The organism is Sinorhizobium sp. BG8 (assembly GCF_016864555.1).
GTDB lineage: Bacteria > Pseudomonadota > Alphaproteobacteria > Rhizobiales > Rhizobiaceae > BG8.
The window spans coordinates 999,912-1,016,921 of the sequence record NZ_CP044011.1 but is presented as its reverse complement, the minus strand read 5'-3'; the positions used below and the strand labels follow the sequence as shown (position 1 = coordinate 1,016,921).

Sequence of the window (17,010 nt, the reverse complement as noted above, 5' to 3'; positions counted from 1 at the left end):
GGCTATCCGAATACGCGCACCATTGACAAGACCTCCGGCTTTCCGGCAGGCATAGGCGTCCGATCAGCATATCTCCGGTCTCGCCATGTCCAAGACAACACGCGCCACCCAGGCCCTCGAAAAAGCGAAGGTCGCCTTCACGGTCCACACCTACGACTATGATCCGACAGCGGACAAGGTCGGGATCCAGGCGGCCGAGGCGCTTGGGGAATCGCCGTCGAAGGTATTGAAGACTCTGATGGCTGAGGTCGACGGAAAGCCGGTCTGCGTCATCGTCCCTTCCGACCGCGAGGTCAGCATGAAGAAACTGGCCGCCGCTTTCAAAGGCAAGGCAGCCAGCATGATGAAACCGGCAGATGCGGAACGGCTCACCGGTTATCACGTGGGCGGTATCAGCCCCTTCGGCCAGAGAAGGACCGTGCCGACCGCGATCGAGATAGAGGCGCTCGCCCACGACGCGATCTACATGAACGGCGGCCAGCGCGGTCTCCAGGTTCGGCTTGCTCCGACGGATGCGCAGGCAGCGTTGAGGGCGGTGGCCGCCGCAGTGGTTGCCTGACATGGATACGCCCGACCTCACCACCACGCTTTCAATCCTCGAGCCGTATCCCGGCATTTTTGCCTATTATGACGGCCGGGTACCCGGCAAGCGACTGCATTCCGACGGTGCGAACTGGCTTGATGACGGAGCCTACTCGCTTGGCGTCGCTTCCTATGCGATCGTCGACCGGGACGAGGCGATCGTCCACGACACACACATTTCACTCGATCACGCCCGCGCGATACGCAGGCACATCGAAGCGCTGGGGGTACGCAGAATTCGGGTGGTGCTGAGTCATTGGCACAAGGATCACGTGGCCGGCAACGCCATCTTTTCCGACTGCGAGATCATCGCCTTGCGACTGACCGGCGAGAAGCTTGCGGAGAACCGGAACAGAATCGAATCCGCAAACCCGCCGATATCGCCCCTCGTCATGCCTACGCACCTTTTCGAAGGAAGCCTTGCGCTCACGGTCGGCGGACGTCGCGTCGAACTGCATCACTTCGCAATCCATAGCGCTGATGGCAATGTCATCTGGCTGCCCGATCAAAAGCTGCTGCTCGCGGGCGACACGCTGGAAGATACCGTCACCTATATTGCAGAACCGGCCGAGATCGCGACGCATGTTCGCGAGCTTGAACGGCTCAGACAATGGCCGATCGACAGGATCCTGCCGGCCCACGGCGACCGGGAGCGCATTGCCGCTGGCGGCTATACGACCGGTTTGATCGATGCGAACCGCTCTTACCTCACGCGCCTTTGCGCGGACGTCGCACAAGCGAGAGCGGTCGAGTCCAGCCTGAAGACATTCATCGCCGATGAAGCCGCCTCCGGGGCGATCATATACTTTGCACCCTACGAGGACGTGCACCAAAGCAACATCGCTGCCGTCAGTGCCGCTCTCGGCGCTTGACCGGGCGATCGTTCGCCTTCAATTTTGCGCTGGAGCACTTGCCGGCAGCGAATGCCGGCCGAGAATCGAACTGGCACATCAGCAAAGCAGGCACGTCATGACCTATCCGGCAAATTCCCCAGCACCCGTTGATCCCGAAAGGCTTGAAAAGCTTGCGGAAGTCGCGGTGAAGATCGGCCTTCGCCTCCAGAAGGGGCAGGATCTGGTCATGACTGCACCGGTGAACGCGCTTCCGCTCGCCCGGCTGATCACGAAGCACGCCTATCTCGCAGGCGCCGGCCTCGTGACCACATTCTACTCCGACGAGGATGCGACGCTTTCGCGGTACCGCTACGGGCCGGACGAGAGCTTCGACAGGGCCACGGACTGGCTCTACGAGGGAATGGCGAAAGCCTATGCCAACAATGCGGCGCGCCTTGCGATCGCCGGCGACAATCCGATGCTGCTTTCCGGTGAGGATCCAGCCAAGGTCGCCCGGGCGAACAAGGCCAATTCCATGGCCTACAAGCCGGCGCTCGAGAAGATCTCCAATTTCGACATCAACTGGAACATCGTTTCCTATCCGAACCCCTCCTGGGCACGCCAGGTGTTCCCCGATGATCCGGCAGAAATCGCCGTCGGCAAGCTCGCGGATGCCATCTTCGCCGCGTCTCGCGTCGATCAGGACGACCCGATCTCCGCCTGGGAGGCCCACAACGCAAACCTGAGAAAGCGTTCATCCTGGCTGAACGAGGAGCGCTTCGCGGCGCTGCACTTTAAGGGACCAGGCACCGACCTCACGCTCGGTCTCGCCGACGGTCACGAATGGCATGGCGGCGCCTCAACCGCCAAGAACGGCATCACCTGCAACCCGAACATTCCGACCGAGGAAGTGTTCACGACCCCGCATGCATTGCGCGCCGAGGGTTTTGTTTCGTCGACGAAGCCGCTCTCCCATCAGGGCACGCTCATTGACGACATACAGGTGCGCTTCGAGGGCGGAAGAATAGTCGAGGCCAAGGCCTCCAAGGGAGAGGCGGTCCTGCAGAAGGTGCTCGACACGGACGAGGGCGCACGCCGGCTCGGCGAAGTCGCGCTGGTGCCGCACTCCTCCCCGATCTCGGCGAGCGGCATCCTGTTCTACAACACGCTCTTCGACGAGAACGCCTCCTGCCATATCGCGCTCGGGCAATGCTATTCCAAGTGCTTCCTCGACGGGGCCAAGCTCACGGAGGAGCAGATCAAGTCGCAGGGTGGCAACTCCAGCCTCATCCACATCGACTGGATGATCGGTTCGGACAAGGTCGATATCGACGGCATCAAGCCGGACGGCACCCGCGTCCGCGTCATGCGTGGAGGGGAATGGGTTTGACGACCTTCGGCGTCATAGGAGGCGGTGGCTGGCTGGCGGGAGCGCTCCTTCGCCCAGCCATCGTGGAGGGCGTGGTATCGCCGTCGCGGCTGGTATTGTCCTCCCGCTCGGGCAGTGCGGACGGCTTCGGTTCCTGGCCGGCCATCCGCCTCGTGTCGGACAACGAACTGCTCGCATCGATGTGCGATGTGGTCATGCTTTCCGTCAGGCCGGCGCAGCTCGACGACATAGACCTAGACCTCTCCGACAAGCTTGTGATTTCCGTAATGGCGGGTATCGACATCGATGAGCTGGAAGAGCGCTTCGGGTCGGAACGGATCATCCGCGCGATGCCGAATGCCTGCGCCGAGCAGCGCCTCTCCTTCACGCCCTGGTTCGCAACGGACAGCGTAACGGACGAGGAAGCCGATTTCGCCCATCGGCTATTCTCCGCGTCGGGCAGGTCGCAGCTTATCGCTGATGAAGCCGAGCTTGACTACTACACCGCCCTCACGGGGTCCGGGCCTGCTTTTCTCGCTCTCTTCGCCGACGCGATGATCCGCCACGCGGTGGAGGTGGGGATCGATCCGGAAGCCGCCGACGCGGCGGTGCGCCAGCTTTTCCTGGGTGCGAGCATGCTCATCGCGGAGTCCGAAGCGAGCCCTGCGGATATCATCGATACCTTCATGGAGCATCGCGGCACGACCGCAGCTGGCCTTGCCACGATGATCGACGAGGACATCGCTACGCCGATCTTCAGGGGCTCAACGCGGCGTGGAAAAAGGCGGCACAGGGAGTGGCATGAGGCTTACCGGGATCCCTCAAGCCCAGCCACTACTCTGCAGGCTTATGTCCTTGAGGTCCTAGCCCACTGCCCGCTTCACGGTTTCGGAAGACATGCATCGAGGCGGGGAGAACGCGGCATTGCCGGCGCTGCCATCTGCGCGCGCTGGCTGAGCCAGACGCCGCCGAGAACGATCGCCATTCCCAGGATCTGGAGGAGGGCAAGGGTCTGTCCAAGCAAGCCCCAGCCAAGGAGGACGGCGACCAGCGGGCTCAGGAAGCCGAGGGGCGAAACAGCCGAGGGTTCGAGCCGCGACAGCCCCCGGAACCAGAGAATGTAGGTGAGCGCGCCGCCGACGAGGCCGAGATAGGCGAAGCCGACCAGATTGGCGGCCGTCGGAGCCGGCAGCGCCGGCTCCAGTAGAAGTGCAGCAGGCACCAGCATGATCCCGCCCGCCGCAAGCTGCCAGGCGGTGTAGACAAGCGGCGTCACGGGCGGCTGCCAGCGTCGCGTGAGCACCGTGCCGAACGCCATGGAAAGGGCACCGGCGAGCCCCGCAACGACACCGACGAAATCGAGCTTCGCGTGCGGCGTCAGCACCAGCAGGGCTACCCCGCCAATACCTGCCACGCCGGCCAGCACGGACAGTGCCCGCACAGGCGAACCGAGGATGATGCGCGACAGCAGAATGACGATCAACGGCTGGATGGCGCCGACGGTCGCAGCCACCCCACCCGGCAGCCGATAGGCCGAGACAAAGAGCATGGCCCAGAAGAACGAGAAATTCAGGGCGCCCAACAGGAAGGCGCGGACCCACCAAATGCCCTTAGGCAGCCTTCGAACCAGAGCCAGTAGCAGAAGGCCGGCCGGAAGCGCCCGCAACATGGCAACCGTCAACGGATAGCCTTGGGGTAACAGTTCGGTGGTGACGATGTAGGTGCTGCCCCACACGGCCGGAGCAACGGCCGTCAGCATGATATCGGTTCGTCGTCCCATGGGATGTCCTGTTGTCGCGCTGTCAAATGGAGGGCTGCACGCCCGTCGCACACTCCAGCCAACTGCGATCTTGGTGCAGCCGCCAGAGAGTTATCTTGACGTCAAGATATCTCATTCTATCTTGACGTCAAGATAATTTGAGCGATAGTCATCCCATGGATCACGTCGACAGAATTCTTGCGCAGTGGAGTGCCGAACGTCCGGATCTGGACATCGCCCCGATGGGGTTGATGGGCCGTCTCGCGCGCCTGCGGATGCATCTACAGCGCGAGATCGAGAAGGCACTCGCAGATTTCTCGCTGTCGGCGTCCGGCTTCGATGTCCTTGCAACGCTCCGCCGCTCCGGGGCTCCGTACCGATTGTCGCCCTCGGATCTGGCCGCGATGACCATGGTCACGTCCGGCACGATGACCAACCGCCTCGATCAACTGGAAAAATCCGGCCTCATCGAACGCCTGCACAATCCGGACGACCGTCGCAGCGTCATCATCGGGCTCACCCCCGCAGGTCTTGAACTCGTTGACCGGGCCGTGACCGCCCATGTGGCCAATCAACACCGGCTCGTCGAGGCCCTTACCAAAGACGAGCGCTCGACCCTTGATACCCTTCTCGGCAAATTTCTCTCGGTGTTCGAGGATCCATCGACACCCCCTTCAAAGACCGATGGGTCATAGATAGGCGACGAAGAGCGCAACCCCCACGACAACAACGCCGAGCCGCAGCAGATCTGCGCTGACAAGCCGCGTCAGCCTTCCGCCCAGGTATCCACCCGCAATGGCGCCCGCGAGCACGACGGCTCCTTCTCGCCAGGCGACATTGCCAGTCGCAATGAAAATCGCAACCGCGACCGATGAGATCAGCGTGGCCCGGACGTTCTTTGCGGCATTTGCATCCCGCAGGTCCCTCGTCCCCTGGGCAGTCAGCAGGGCAAGCAGGAGAATGCCGAGCCCGGCGCCGAAGTAGCCGCCGTAGACGGCGACGGTGAAATCTCCGAGCCGCCATGCGCGGAAGGCCCCGGACCGTTTGGCCACCACGGCCCTGACACGGGGCGCGGCCACGAAGAGCAGGGTCGCGGCGAGGATCAGCCAGGGAACGAGTGCGCGGAATATCTCATCTCCCGCGAGGATCAGCAGTCCGGCGCCGGCGACCGCACCTCCGATCGTGACGAGATTGCCCGAAAGGGTGCCTCCTCCTCCCACTCTGCCATAACTCGCCAGAGCGACGGCATGCCCCGGCCAGATCGCCACAGCGCTCGTGGCGCCTGCCACGACCGGCGGAAGACCGGCGAGAAGCAGAGCAGGCAGTGTGAAGAAGGTACCGCCTCCGGCAATGGCATTGCAGAAGCCTCCCGCGATCCCGGCGCTTGCCAGAAGTGCCGTCTCCATGCTGTTCATATCACCTCCGCTCAGGTCTGGGATTTGACCCTAGGGCATTTCGACCCCAGCCGGTGTTGCGGAGATGACAGTCACTATCGCCGGGATGACAACATGCGAGTGGACCCGATAGCCGGCTTCGAAGACGGCAGTCAGCGCATCGTGGGGTACAAGGCCACGTTCGAAACGGCTGCTTCGCCGCCTCCGCACAGCCATCGGCGCGGTCAGATCGCCTATTGTCCGGACGCACCGTTGCGCGTCACGGCCGGCGGCTCCACCTTTGTCCTGGGAAGGGATCAAGCGGCGTGGATACCAGGGGACCTGCTCCACCGCCTTAGCGCGACGACGCGGCGAACCGCCCTCAATCTCTACATCGAACCGGCATACGCCTCCTCGCTCGGCAATCGTCCACGGGTGCTGGGGCTCGGACCTCTCGAGCGCGAACTCATTCGCACGGCAGCGGAGGCGGGCGTGCCGGATCTGGCAGATGCCGCGCATGGCCGGCTCGTGGAAGTACTTTTCGATCGCCTCCGCCCGACGCAACGCCTTCACGGCACACTCGCCATTCCCTCCGACAGGGCGCTGGCGCGTCTCCAGGAAGAATGGCTGGCCGGAAGCGGCCGTGATATCGACCTTTCCGAATGCGCGGCACGGCTCGCGGTCTCGCCGCGCACGCTGCAACGACGGGTTCTGGCGGCGACCGGCCTTACCTTTCGGCGTTGGCGGCAGAAAGTGGTGTTGTTCGCGGCAGTCGAACCTCTGCTACGGGGTTGCCCTGTAAAAGTTCTGGCGGCCGACTGCGGTTATGCCTCTGCGAGCGCGTTCGTCGCGGCCTTTCGCGCAGTATTCGGAATTACGCCCGGCGAGCTGCAAAGGCAGCAAGTCGCTGAATGAACGCGGTTGCCTCCTGAACGAGCGGCAACGGCAAGCCTTCTCAGAACAACGAGCCCTGCTTCGGCGGGCCAGGCGTCGGAGAACCCGGGGTCTTTGCCGCCTTCGCCTTCGGTGAACGATCGGCCGGCGGCGCTCCGTCCTTGCCGGTAACGGCATCGACGCTGCCATCCGCAAACTCGATCGCGATTGCCATGCCCGGGGAAAGGGCGGCTGCCGCGTTCACCGAATGTCCATGCTCGTCGCGGACCAGAGCATAGCCACGGTTGAGAACATTGCGGTAGGAGAGCGACTGCAACACCCGATCCTGCGCGACGACCAGGGCGCGACGGCGCGCCAGCGTGCCCAGAAGTGCCGTCTCCGCCCGTCCCGCGAGGCCGTTTAGCCGGTCCCGCGAGCGGCCGGTCTGCCCTGCAATGCGTGCGGGGATTGCCCTCAGCGCGGCATCGAAGGAGGAGACCCGCGCCCTCAACTGGTCGATCCTGCGCTCGATCACGCGTTCGGCACGCCGGGCCGCATCCGCCACAAGCTGGCGGCGCTGCGCAATCCGGTTGGACAGCACATCGGGTCTCAGATGAGCGGAAATCCGTTCGAAGGAGCGCCGCTTGTTTGCGGTGTTCATCTGCAGCCCGCGCCCGAGCCCGTTTGAGGCTTCGTCAAAGCGGCGGCGGGGCAGCGCGAGCAGTTGATCAAGCGACGGAAGCGCTCTCGTCAGGGCGCGCAGGCCCTGCCGGCGCGTCTCCATCTGGCGATTGGCGGCTGCCTTGAGACGGGCGGACAGGGCCGCCACCTGTGCCTCCAGGTCCGCCTTCACCGGCACGGCCATCTCGGCAGCGCCCGTAGGTGTCGGAGCACGGCGGTCGGCGGCATGGTCGATGAGCGTCCAGTCGGTCTCGTGACCAACTGCCGAAATCAGCGGAATTGTCGAGCGGGCAGCGGCCCGGACCACAATTTCGTCGTTGAAGCTCCAGAGGTCCTCGAGACTTCCCCCTCCCCTCGCGACTATCAGCACATCCGGACGAGGCAAAAGCGGATCTCCCGCCAGCGCATTGAAGCCGTCGATTGCCGCCGCCACCTCCTCGCCGGACCCATCGCCCTGCACCTTGACCGGCCAGACGATGACATGGACGGGGAAACGATCCGAAATTCGGTGCAGGATATCGCGAATGACAGCGCCCGTAGGCGACGTGACGACACCGATCACGCGGGGCATGAATGGCAGCGACCGCTTGCGCTCCTGTTCGAACAGTCCTTCGGCCGCAAGCTTCCTGCGGCGCTCCTCGAGAAGCGCCATCAACGCTCCGCCCCCGCCGGTTCGAGCGCCTCGATAACGATCTGGTACTTCGAGGACCCAGGGAAGGTGGTGATCTTGCCGGTGGCGATCACCTCCATGCCCTCCTCCGGCTTGAACCTGAGCCGCGAGAAGCTGCCCTTCCAGATGACCGCGTCAATGCGCGCACGGTCGTCCTTCAGCGAGAAGTAGGCATGGCCGGAGGAATGCGGACCGCGATAGCCGGAAATCTCGCCGCGAACGCGAACGTGATCGAATGCCTGTTCCACCGTGCGCTTGATCGAGCCGGATAGCTCCGAGACAGAATACTCGGCGAGGTTCGAGGGCGAATCGTTGTCCGAAAACATGCTCATTCGCGATTTCTATCGCAGATTCTTTGCGTTGGCACCGCGGCTGGTCCGTTTCCCCCGCATTCCTGCGGGAGAATATCCGCGCCGCAAATATCCCCGCCGGTCCGGCTCACGGCAGAATGGGCGCGTTTTCATTCGAAAGGACAGCGCCATGACCGATTTCTTTTCCGGATACAATGCATCGTTTGATGCGCCCGCTACGCATGCCTTCGCCATCACTCCCGATGACGGGACCGACTTGCCTGCCGCAACGCGCGCGCTCTACATCGGCAGGGGCGGCGACCTATCCGTCGTCATGCTCTCGGGAGACGCCGTCTCCTTCGTGAACCTCGTGGCGGGTGCGATCGTGCCGCTGAGGGCAAGCCGCGTGCTCGAGACGGGCACCACTGCGGAGGGGCTGGTGGGGCTCTACTGACGCGCCAGGGCCCTGGCGGCGGCATCACAAATGAAACGGCCGCCCAGTGAGGCGGCCGGAAGATCAACGAGAAAGCAGTCTGCGTCAGTTGCCGACCGAAGAGACCATGACGGCATCGCCGTTCTCGATCGAAACCCAGCGCCCGGCGTGGAAGGAGGACTGCCGCTTCAGGTAGCGGTAGGGTGTCTTCGTCCAGAGCTTCACGTCGCTGTTCAGGTTGTCCAGGATGAAATCGCCATCCGTGCTGCGGACGGTGAGAACGGCGTGGCCTTCCCCGTCGGGCTTGCGAACGACGGTGATCAGCAGATCTGCCGCGGCGAAGCCGCGTTCCATCAGCATCCTGCGCTTCAGCAGGACATAGTCCTCGCAATCGCCGGCGCCCTCGGGATAGGCCCAGAACTCATCCTTGCCGAAAAGCTCCTTGTCCGTCATTGGGGTGATCTCGCGATTGACGCTCGCATTGATCTCGCGAACGACGCTCCAGCCGAATTCGGTGACCTTGGCGGGCTGCACTCCACGCGGACCCGCCTGGCACTCGTCGCGATGGGTACGGCAGAACTCGTAGTGCCCGATCGGCTGGGACGTGATGCTGCCGGTGCGCATCGACAGAGCCGATGCCGGTGCCGGCGTTGCAGCGGAAGTGGATACGAACATGGCGGCAACAGCCACCATCAAAGCTTTCGCACCTGTCATCCGCGCCATGAAACGTCCCCTGAATCCTTAACAAAAAGTTAAGATTTAAGCGGGCAACGAGTCAATAATCATAATTCGCGACCGTGAATTATGGTTAAGATGGGGCCGGGGCCGCTCATTTGAACGGCCCTCAAAGCCTCAGGATACGGCGGTTGCCAGCGACGAAACCGTCTCCAGCATCTTCGCGATGTCCTGGGGACGCGAGAGACGATGGTCGCCGTCGCGGATCAATGTCAGCACAGCATCGTCGCCTGCGAGGTGTTCCATCAGCCTCACGGCATGGGTGAAGGGTACATCGGGATCATTCATGCCCTGCAGGATGTGAACAGGGCATCCGGTGTCGATCAGGCCTTCGAGCACGCGGTTGGCGCGCCCATCCTCGATCAGCGCGCGGGTATAGATGTTTGCATCCGGTCCGTAGGGCGTCGGCTCCTCGAAGAAGCCCCGTTCCGCGAGCGAGTTCCGTTCCGCATCGGTGAGATTTGGCTCCACGAGTTCGGACGTGAAATCCGGGGCGGGTGCGATGAGAACCATCGCCCCCACGCGACCTCCCTCGCCGCGCTTGCGCAGTTCCTCGATTGCACGAAGGGCGATCCAACCGCCCATCGACGAACCAACCAGCAGCATCCGCTGCGTACCGAGCGTCGAGCGGGCATGATCCATCACGGCCAGCGCCTCCTCGAGCCAGCGCGAGATCGTGCCCTCGACGAACTGGCCGCCCGAGGCGCCGTGCCCCGAATAGTCGAACCGGATGCAGCCGGTACCGAGCTCGACCGCACGCCGTGCCAGTTCCGCCGCCTTCGTCCCGGTCATGTCGGAGCGGTATCCCCCGAGCCACACGACATGTGGCAAGCGGTTTTCGGATCCTGGCCGATCGATCCGCATGGCTATGGCGCGCTCGGCGGCACCCTCTCCGACCATGAGACGTTCGATGCCGCTTTCTGCCGGATCGTCCTTGTTCATCGCCGTGCTCCTCTCCATATAAGAATGGCTCGCAAGGGCCGACATTCGTCGATTGGCCCCGTTTCTGCTGCTGTCCTAGACCAGATTCGCGCAAAACGGGACAGATGGTGATTTTTTCCGCGAGCCATGCTATTGACAGGGCCGAGGCAATCTACACATTGCCGCTCGACGCCGTGGTTTGCGGCTCAGCGGGGGATCGCCAAGCGCAAAGACATCCCTACCTTTAACGATTCGAGGAGAGTACGACCATTCGCAGACCCTTCAAAACGGAGGCCCCCGTCAAGGACGGCCCGCGTTCCAACAAGGAAATCCGGATACCCCGGATTCAGCTCATCGATGCCGAAGGCACCAACCACGGCATAGTCCCCACCGATCAGGCACTTCGCATGGCCGAGGAAGCCGGCCTGGATCTCGTGGAGATCTCGCCGAATTCCGAGCCCCCGGTCTGCAAGATCCTGGATCTGGGCAAGCTGAAGTACGCCAACCAGAAGAAGGCGGCCGAAGCGCGCAAGAAGCAGAAAATCGTCGAGATCAAAGAGATCAAGATGCGTCCCAACATCGACACCCATGACTATGATGTGAAGATGAAGGCGATGAACCGCTTCTTCGACGAAGGCGACAAGGTGAAGGTGACGCTGAAGTTCCGCGGCCGCGAAATGGCCCACCAGGAACTCGGAATGAAGCTGCTGATGCAGGTCAAGGAAGATACCGTTGCCATCGCCAAGGTCGAAGCCGAGCCGAAGCTCGAGGGCCGGCAGATGATGATGGTTCTGGCACCGAAGTAACCGACAAGAGCCGATCCGGACGTTCAGGCCGCCTCATATGGGGCGGCTTTTGCGTTTCAGGGCAATGCCGGGCACCGGGTTCATGATTCCGGTTGCTCTTTCCGGGGACTTCGGTTACAAGCCCCCGTCCGAACGGTCCGGCAGGGCATGCCGTGGCCGTTCTTTACGCTGGAGACGTGCCTCGTCAGCCCGTCTCGAATTCAAGAAGAATGGAGTAGCAAAATGCCCAAGATGAAGACGAAATCGTCTGCCAAGAAGCGGTTCAAGATCACCGCAACCGGCAAGGTCGTAGCGGCTGCCGCAGGCAAGCGCCACGGCATGATCAAGCGGTCCAACAAGTTCATCCGCGACGCGCGCGGCACCATGGTGCTCGCCGAGCCCGATGGCAAGAAAGTCATCAAGAACTACCTGCCGAACGGTCTCTGAGACTTTCAGGCATTTTGGACACGTTAAGGAGATCATGACATGGCACGTGTAAAACGCGGCGTTACCGCCCACGCCAAGCACAAGAAGACACTCAAGGCAGCCAAGGGTTTCTACGGCCGCCGCAAGAACACCATCCGCGCCGCCAAGGCAGCGGTTGACCGTTCGAAGCAGTACGCCTACCGCGACCGCAAGGTCAACAAGCGCAATTTCCGCGCGCTCTGGATCCAGCGCATCAACGCTGCCGTCCGCGAGCACGGCCTGACCTATGGCCGCTTCATCGACGGCCTGAACAAGGCCGGCATCGAAGTGGACCGCAAGGTTCTGTCCGATATGGCTATCCATGACGCACCGGCATTCGGCGTTCTCGTCGAAGCCGCGAAGAAGGCACTCGCCTACCTCAAGGAAGCCGGTACGGCAAACGAGTTTGAAAGCGCGGTTCGTTAAGACCAGCGCTTCCCAAGCCTTTGACACTTCAAGTTGGGAAACCCGCGCTGGCAGGGCTAGCGCGGGTTTTTTCTTTTTCCGAATGGATTTTGACCGATGTCCGATCTCGACTCCCTCAAACAGACACTGCTTGCCGACGTTGCCACCGCTGAAGATGAGGCGGGCATCGAGGCGCTCCGCGTCGCCGCTCTGGGCAAGAAGGGTTCGGTCTCCGAACTCCTGAAGACGCTTGGTTCGATGTCGCCGGAAGAGCGCCAGACCCGTGGAGCCGCGATCAATGCCCTGAAGAACGAACTGACCGAGGCGATCGCGTCCCGCAAGAGCGCATTGAAGGACGCCGCAATCGCAGCGCGTCTCGCTGCCGAAACGGTGGACATCAGCCTGCCGGTTCGTTCCTCCCCCGCCGAGCGCGGGCGCATCCACCCGATCAGCCAGATCGTCGACGAGATCACCGCGATCTTCGCCGACATGGGGTTTGCGATCGCCGAAGGCCCGGACATCGAGACGGACTACTACAACTTCACCGCGCTGAACTTCCCCGAGGGTCACCCAGCCCGCGAGATGCACGACACGTTCTTCTTCCCGCCCGATGCGAACGGCGAGCGCAGGGTGTTGCGCACCCATACCTCCCCGGTGCAGGTGCGCACGATGGAAGCGCAGAAGCCGCCGATCCGCATCATCATCCCCGGCAAGACCTATCGCCAGGACTCTGACGCGACGCACTCGCCGATGTTCCACCAGGTCGAGGGTCTGGTGGTGGACAAGGCGGCGAATGTCGCCAACATGCGCTGGGTGCTGGAGGAGTTCTGCAAGGCCTTCTTCGAGGTGGACAGCGTGACGATGCGTTTCCGCCCGTCCTTCTTCCCCTTCACCGAGCCGTCCTTCGAGGTCGACATCCAGTGCGATCGCTCTTCAGGCCCGATCGTCAAGTTCGGCGAGGGAACCGACTGGATGGAAATCCTCGGCTGCGGCATGGTGCATCCCAACGTGCTCAAGGCCGGCGGGCTCGATCCCGACGAGTATCAGGGCTTTGCCTGGGGAATGGGTCTCGACCGTATCGCCATGCTGAAATACGGCATGCCGGACCTGCGCGACTTCTTCAACGCCGACGTGCGCTGGATGAGCCACTACGGTTTCCGTCCACTGGACATGCCGACGCTGTTCGGCGGTCTGAGTGCCTGAGTTGAGCGCCTAAGGAAAAAATCATGAAATTCACCCTCTCCTGGCTCAAAGAGCATCTGGAAACGGACGCCTCGCTCGAACAGATATGCGAACGCCTCACTGCGATCGGGCTCGAGGTCGAGGATGTCGACGACAAGGCATCATTCCGACCCTTCGTGATCGCCAAGGTGGTTTCGGCCGAACAGCACCCGAACGCCGATAAGCTGCGCGTGCTGATGGTTGATACCGGCACGGGCGCGCCGGTGCAGGTGGTTTGCGGTGCGCCGAATGCGCGTGCAGGCCTCGTCGGCGCCTTCGCAGCACCCGGCACCTACGTGCCGGGCATCGACGTGACGCTTTCGGTCGGCAACATCCGCGGGGTCGAAAGCCGCGGCATGATGTGTTCCGAAAAAGAACTCGAGATGTCGGATAACCACGACGGCATCATCGATCTGCCCGCGGACGCCCCGATCGGCACCAGCTTTGCCTCCTATGCGGGCCTCGACGATCCGGTCATCGAGATCAATCTCACACCGAACCGGCCCGATTGCACCAGTGTGCACGGAATTGCGCGTGACCTCGCAGCCTCCGGCCTCGGCACCCTGAAGGATGTCCGGGCGCCGTCCTTCAAGGTCGAGGGGGAGACGCCCGTGCGGGTTTCCCTCGAACTCGGCGAGGACACCCACCTTTGCCCCGGCTTCGCTCTGCGCATCGTGCGTGGCGTGAAGAACGGACCGAGCCCGGCCTGGATGCAGCGGCGTCTGCTGGCGATCGGCCTCCGTCCGATCAATGCTCTGGTCGACATCACCAACTACATGACCTTCGACCAGGGCCGGCCGATGCATGTGTTCGATGCCGCCAAGGTTACGGGCAACCTGACGGTCCGTCGCGCGAAGGAAGGCGAGACAGTGCTCGCACTCGACCAGCGCGAATATACGCTCGCCCCGAACAACGTCGTCATCTCTGACGAGGACGGGATCGAATCGATCGGCGGCGTGATGGGTGGCGAACATTCCGGATGCGACGAGAATACAGTCGACGTGCTGATCGAGTCCGCGCTCTGGGACCCGATGAACATTGCCAAGACCGGACGCACGCTGGGCATCATCACAGATGCGCGCTACCGCTTCGAGCGTGGCGTGGATCCGGAATACATGGTGCCCGGGCTGGAGCGCACCACGGAACTGGTGCTGCAGCTTTGCGGCGGCATTGCCGGCAAGGCCAATGTCGTTGGCTACAAGGGCCACACTGCAAAGGTCGTCGATTTCCCGCTCTCCGAAGTCAAGCGCCTCACCGGCCTCGAGGTTTCGGCCGAGGAAAGCCGCGATATCCTGACCAGGCTGGGGTTCGGCGTATCCGGCAACGGCGAACGCATCTCGGTTTCCGTACCGTCCTGGCGTCCCGACGTAGACGGCAAGGCCGACCTGGTGGAAGAGGTGATGCGCATCCACGGCGTGGACCAGATCCGTGCCGAGCCTCTGCCGAACCATACAAGCGTCAATTGCAAGATCCTGACCACGCTGCAGATACGCTCGCGGACCGCAAAGCGCGCACTTGCTTCGCGCGGAATGATGGAGGCCGTCACCTGGTCGTTCATTCCGAAGGCGCATGCCATCCTGTTCGGTGGCGGAGCGCCCGAGCTTGCCTTGTCCAATCCAATCGCTGCCGACATGTCGGACATGCGTCCGTCCCTGCTTCCCGGGCTCCTGACTGCGGCGCAGCGCAATGCCGACAAGGGCTATGGCGACGTTGCGATCTTCGAAGTCTCCGGAACCTACGAGAACGATCGGCCGGAAGGCCAGCGCCGGGTTGCCGGTGGCGTGCGTCGCGGCACGGCCTCGCTCGCAGGGGCTGCACGCATGTGGTCGAACGCGGCCAAGGGCGGCGGCAAGCCGGTCGACGTCTATGATGCCAAGGCCGACGCACTGGCCGTTCTCGAGGCCTGCGGCCTGCCGATGGGCAATGTCCAGATCGAGCGCGGCGGTCCGGCCTGGTACCATCCCGGCCGGTCGGGCACGATAAAGATGGGGCCGAAGGTGGTGCTTGGCTACTTCGGCGAATTCCATCCGAAGACCCTCGAGGCGCTCGACGTCTCGGGTGCACTCTGCGGCTTCGAGATCTACATCGACGCCATGTCCGAGCCGAAGAGGAAGGCCACCCGTACCAAGCCGGCGCTCGAGCTTTCCCCCTTCAGGCCGTGAAGCGCGACTTCGCCTTCGTCGTCGACAAGACGGTGGAAGCGGGCGCAATCCTTCGCGCCGCTTCGGGGGCCGATCGCAAGCTCGTAACCGCAGTAAACGTCTTCGATGTGTTCGAGGGCGCAGCGCTCGGCGAGGGAAAGAAATCGATCGCGATCGAAGTCGTGATCCAGCCGGCGGAACGTACGCTGACGGACGAGGATTTCGAGGCTCTCACGGCCAAGATCATCGCGAACGTCGCAAAAACGACTGGCGGTGTGCTCAGGGGATAAACAGAGCCCTGACGCGAGGACGGCGTTCAGTTCTTCGAATGGGGCGCCCCGGCCATCTCCCAGCTATCGGCATACGAGCCCCTCGAATCCATCGGATTCGGGGGCCTTTTTGTCAGAACCGGCTGATGGTCAGGCTTGCGGCAAGCAAAAGAACCGCACAGCCGATGACGCAAAGCATAATGGAGTTGAGGCTTCTGGATGCCTTACGGTTGCGATGCTCGGACACCTTGCCGATGGAAACGTAGCTGCGCGCGCTGAAATCGGCATAGGCTACCGGCAGAATGAAGAAGACGATGAGCACCGTCAGCGAGTAGAAGAGGTATTTCAGGAACAGACGAGGATCGACGAGCGAGAGCGGATCGGTTCTGACCAGATCCATCAATACCGATGCCTTGTCACTGAGGCTCGAAATCGGGGCAATGCGGGAAATCTCGCCCTCGGCCGATCGAATTCGCAGCACCTGCTCCAGACAATCATCGAGGTAGAAGACCGAGAAAAGCGCGAGGACCGCAACGGCCAGTCCGTGAATGAGGAAGCTTGTCGGCCGTCTGAAGTAAAGTGAAGAAATGGCTTTCGAGAGCCTGCCAACTGTGCCGAACTCGTTTCTCACGTGGCGTGAAAACCTGCGGATGATCCCCTCGGCCCACGGAAGGCGCGTCGTGGAGACCGAAATGACCAGATTGGGCTCGGACGATGTACTCCCGCGCAGCCATTGTACTCCGCTGCGATTCGACGTCACGTAGACGTTTATGTCCTGCTCTGTCGCGAGGTCGCGTCCCGCAAACTTCACGAGATAGGTGAGGCGAAGCACTGCCGAAATCGAGGTCGCATGCACGGTGTGACTGTTCAGCAAGAGGGCATCGACACTTCGAAATGACTTGCTGGATCCGTCATCGTAGAGCACGTCGACGGAAAAATTCACGCATTCGGTAGCGCCGCTCTTCTTTGCCACTGCATCGATTGCCTGGAAGAAAGCCGCTATGCGCGCTTCATCGATGTTCGCACTTACACTGTAGCGGTGCGCAATCTGCGTTTTTGGCCTGAGAATTTCATCCAGAGAGTCCGGAAGTCGCGGCTTCGGGATCTTTAGGAGGATGTTGTCGTCCGCTGTTTGGATCTCGGGCACATCCTCATTCATCGTCCACAATACCCCTCAAAAATTATGGGATGCAAACACGATCAAC

17 protein-coding genes and 2 pseudogenes are annotated in these 17,010 nt (G+C 62.4%); 11 read left to right on the top strand and 8 right to left on the bottom strand.

The window, feature by feature from the left end; translation table 11 throughout:
* Positions 1-85: 85 nt before the first annotated feature.
* The 3 genes from ybaK to F3Y30_RS04650 all read left to right on the top strand — a co-directional run bounded on the left by ybaK (position 86) and on the right by F3Y30_RS04650 (position 2,805).
* Positions 86-559, top strand: coding sequence for a Cys-tRNA(Pro) deacylase (ybaK, locus tag F3Y30_RS04660; RefSeq protein WP_203425359.1), 474 nt, complete (start codon positions 86-88; stop codon positions 557-559).
* 1 nt (position 560) lies between these two features.
* Positions 561-1,454, top strand: coding sequence for an MBL fold metallo-hydrolase (locus tag F3Y30_RS04655; protein ID WP_203425358.1), 894 nt, complete (start codon positions 561-563; stop codon positions 1,452-1,454).
* Between the two features lie 97 nt (positions 1,455-1,551).
* Positions 1,552-2,805 carry an aminopeptidase gene (locus F3Y30_RS04650; RefSeq protein ID WP_203425357.1) on the top strand — a complete coding sequence of 418 codons (1,254 nt, stop codon included), beginning with the start codon at positions 1,552-1,554 and terminating at the stop codon, positions 2,803-2,805.
* On the opposite strand, the gene F3Y30_RS26180 is transcribed toward F3Y30_RS04650, so the two are convergent.
* The 3 genes from F3Y30_RS26180 to F3Y30_RS26170 all read right to left on the bottom strand — a co-directional run bounded on the left by F3Y30_RS26180 (position 2,780) and on the right by F3Y30_RS26170 (position 4,564).
* Complete coding sequence (locus F3Y30_RS26180) at positions 2,780-3,034, bottom strand: hypothetical protein (protein WP_246752870.1); 255 nt, start codon at positions 3,032-3,034, stop codon at positions 2,780-2,782. The two genes, F3Y30_RS04650 and F3Y30_RS26180, sit on opposite strands and share 26 nt — an antisense overlap.
* A gap of 4 nt (positions 3,035-3,038) precedes the next feature.
* Positions 3,039-3,224: a hypothetical protein gene (locus tag F3Y30_RS26175; protein ID WP_246752869.1), complete on the bottom strand. Its 186-nt coding sequence runs from the start codon at positions 3,222-3,224 to the stop codon at positions 3,039-3,041.
* Between the two features lie 440 nt (positions 3,225-3,664).
* The gene (locus tag F3Y30_RS26170) at positions 3,665-4,564 is read right to left on the bottom strand and encodes an EamA family transporter (RefSeq protein WP_246752868.1); all 900 of its coding nucleotides are present in this window, start codon (positions 4,562-4,564) and stop codon (positions 3,665-3,667) included.
* A gap of 155 nt (positions 4,565-4,719) precedes the next feature.
* Between F3Y30_RS26170 and F3Y30_RS04640 the strand changes: the two genes are divergently transcribed.
* Complete coding sequence (locus F3Y30_RS04640; RefSeq protein WP_203425355.1) at positions 4,720-5,238, top strand: MarR family transcriptional regulator; 519 nt, start codon at positions 4,720-4,722, stop codon at positions 5,236-5,238.
* Here F3Y30_RS04640 and F3Y30_RS04635 read toward each other — a convergent pair.
* Entirely contained in the window at positions 5,233-5,958 is a 726-nt protein-coding gene (locus tag F3Y30_RS04635; protein WP_203425354.1) for a sulfite exporter TauE/SafE family protein, read from the bottom strand. The genes F3Y30_RS04640 and F3Y30_RS04635 overlap by 6 nt on opposite strands.
* A gap of 93 nt (positions 5,959-6,051) precedes the next feature.
* Between F3Y30_RS04635 and F3Y30_RS04630 the strand changes: the two genes are divergently transcribed.
* Positions 6,052-6,831 carry a helix-turn-helix transcriptional regulator gene (locus F3Y30_RS04630; protein WP_203425353.1) on the top strand — a complete coding sequence of 260 codons (780 nt, stop codon included), beginning with the start codon at positions 6,052-6,054 and terminating at the stop codon, positions 6,829-6,831.
* A gap of 40 nt (positions 6,832-6,871) precedes the next feature.
* On the opposite strand, the pseudogene xseA reads toward F3Y30_RS04630, so the two are convergent.
* A pseudogene (gene xseA, locus F3Y30_RS04625) lies at positions 6,872-8,472 on the bottom strand (exodeoxyribonuclease VII large subunit).
* A 148-nt stretch (positions 8,473-8,620) separates the two neighbouring features.
* Here xseA and F3Y30_RS04620 point away from each other — a divergent pair.
* Positions 8,621-8,884 carry a hypothetical protein gene (locus tag F3Y30_RS04620; protein ID WP_203425352.1) on the top strand — a complete coding sequence of 88 codons (264 nt, stop codon included), beginning with the start codon at positions 8,621-8,623 and terminating at the stop codon, positions 8,882-8,884.
* Positions 8,885-8,968: 84 nt separating this feature from the next.
* Here the strand turns inward: F3Y30_RS04620 and F3Y30_RS04615 are convergent, their stop codons facing one another.
* Together F3Y30_RS04615 and F3Y30_RS04610 are read right to left on the bottom strand one after the other, a co-directional pair.
* A complete protein-coding gene (locus F3Y30_RS04615; protein WP_203425351.1) occupies positions 8,969-9,586 on the bottom strand; it encodes a transglutaminase-like cysteine peptidase in 618 nt (205 codons plus the stop codon).
* Positions 9,587-9,715: 129 nt separating this feature from the next.
* A complete protein-coding gene (locus tag F3Y30_RS04610) occupies positions 9,716-10,540 on the bottom strand; it encodes an alpha/beta hydrolase (RefSeq protein ID WP_203425350.1) in 825 nt (274 codons plus the stop codon).
* Positions 10,541-10,788: 248 nt separating this feature from the next.
* Here F3Y30_RS04610 and infC point away from each other — a divergent pair, with 248 nt between their 5' ends.
* From infC to pheT, 5 genes and pseudogenes are all read left to right on the top strand, one after another.
* On the top strand, positions 10,789-11,325 hold the full coding sequence (gene infC, locus F3Y30_RS04605; RefSeq protein WP_203426486.1) for a translation initiation factor IF-3: 537 nt from the start codon (positions 10,789-10,791) through the stop codon (positions 11,323-11,325).
* A 222-nt stretch (positions 11,326-11,547) separates the two neighbouring features.
* Positions 11,548-11,751: a 50S ribosomal protein L35 gene (gene rpmI / locus F3Y30_RS04600; protein ID WP_029620731.1), complete on the top strand. Its 204-nt coding sequence runs from the start codon at positions 11,548-11,550 to the stop codon at positions 11,749-11,751.
* Between the two features lie 39 nt (positions 11,752-11,790).
* A complete protein-coding gene (gene rplT, locus F3Y30_RS04595; RefSeq protein WP_203425349.1) occupies positions 11,791-12,195 on the top strand; it encodes a 50S ribosomal protein L20 in 405 nt (134 codons plus the stop codon).
* Positions 12,196-12,291: 96 nt separating this feature from the next.
* Entirely contained in the window at positions 12,292-13,377 is a 1,086-nt protein-coding gene (gene pheS / locus F3Y30_RS04590; RefSeq protein ID WP_203425348.1) for a phenylalanine--tRNA ligase subunit alpha, read from the top strand.
* Positions 13,378-13,400: 23 nt separating this feature from the next.
* Positions 13,401-15,826 (top strand): annotated as a pseudogene (pheT, locus tag F3Y30_RS04585) (phenylalanine--tRNA ligase subunit beta).
* A 112-nt stretch (positions 15,827-15,938) separates the two neighbouring features.
* Here the strand turns inward: pheT and F3Y30_RS04580 are convergent.
* Complete coding sequence (locus F3Y30_RS04580) at positions 15,939-16,964, bottom strand: hypothetical protein (protein ID WP_203425347.1); 1,026 nt, start codon at positions 16,962-16,964, stop codon at positions 15,939-15,941.
* Positions 16,965-17,010 lie beyond the last annotated feature (46 nt).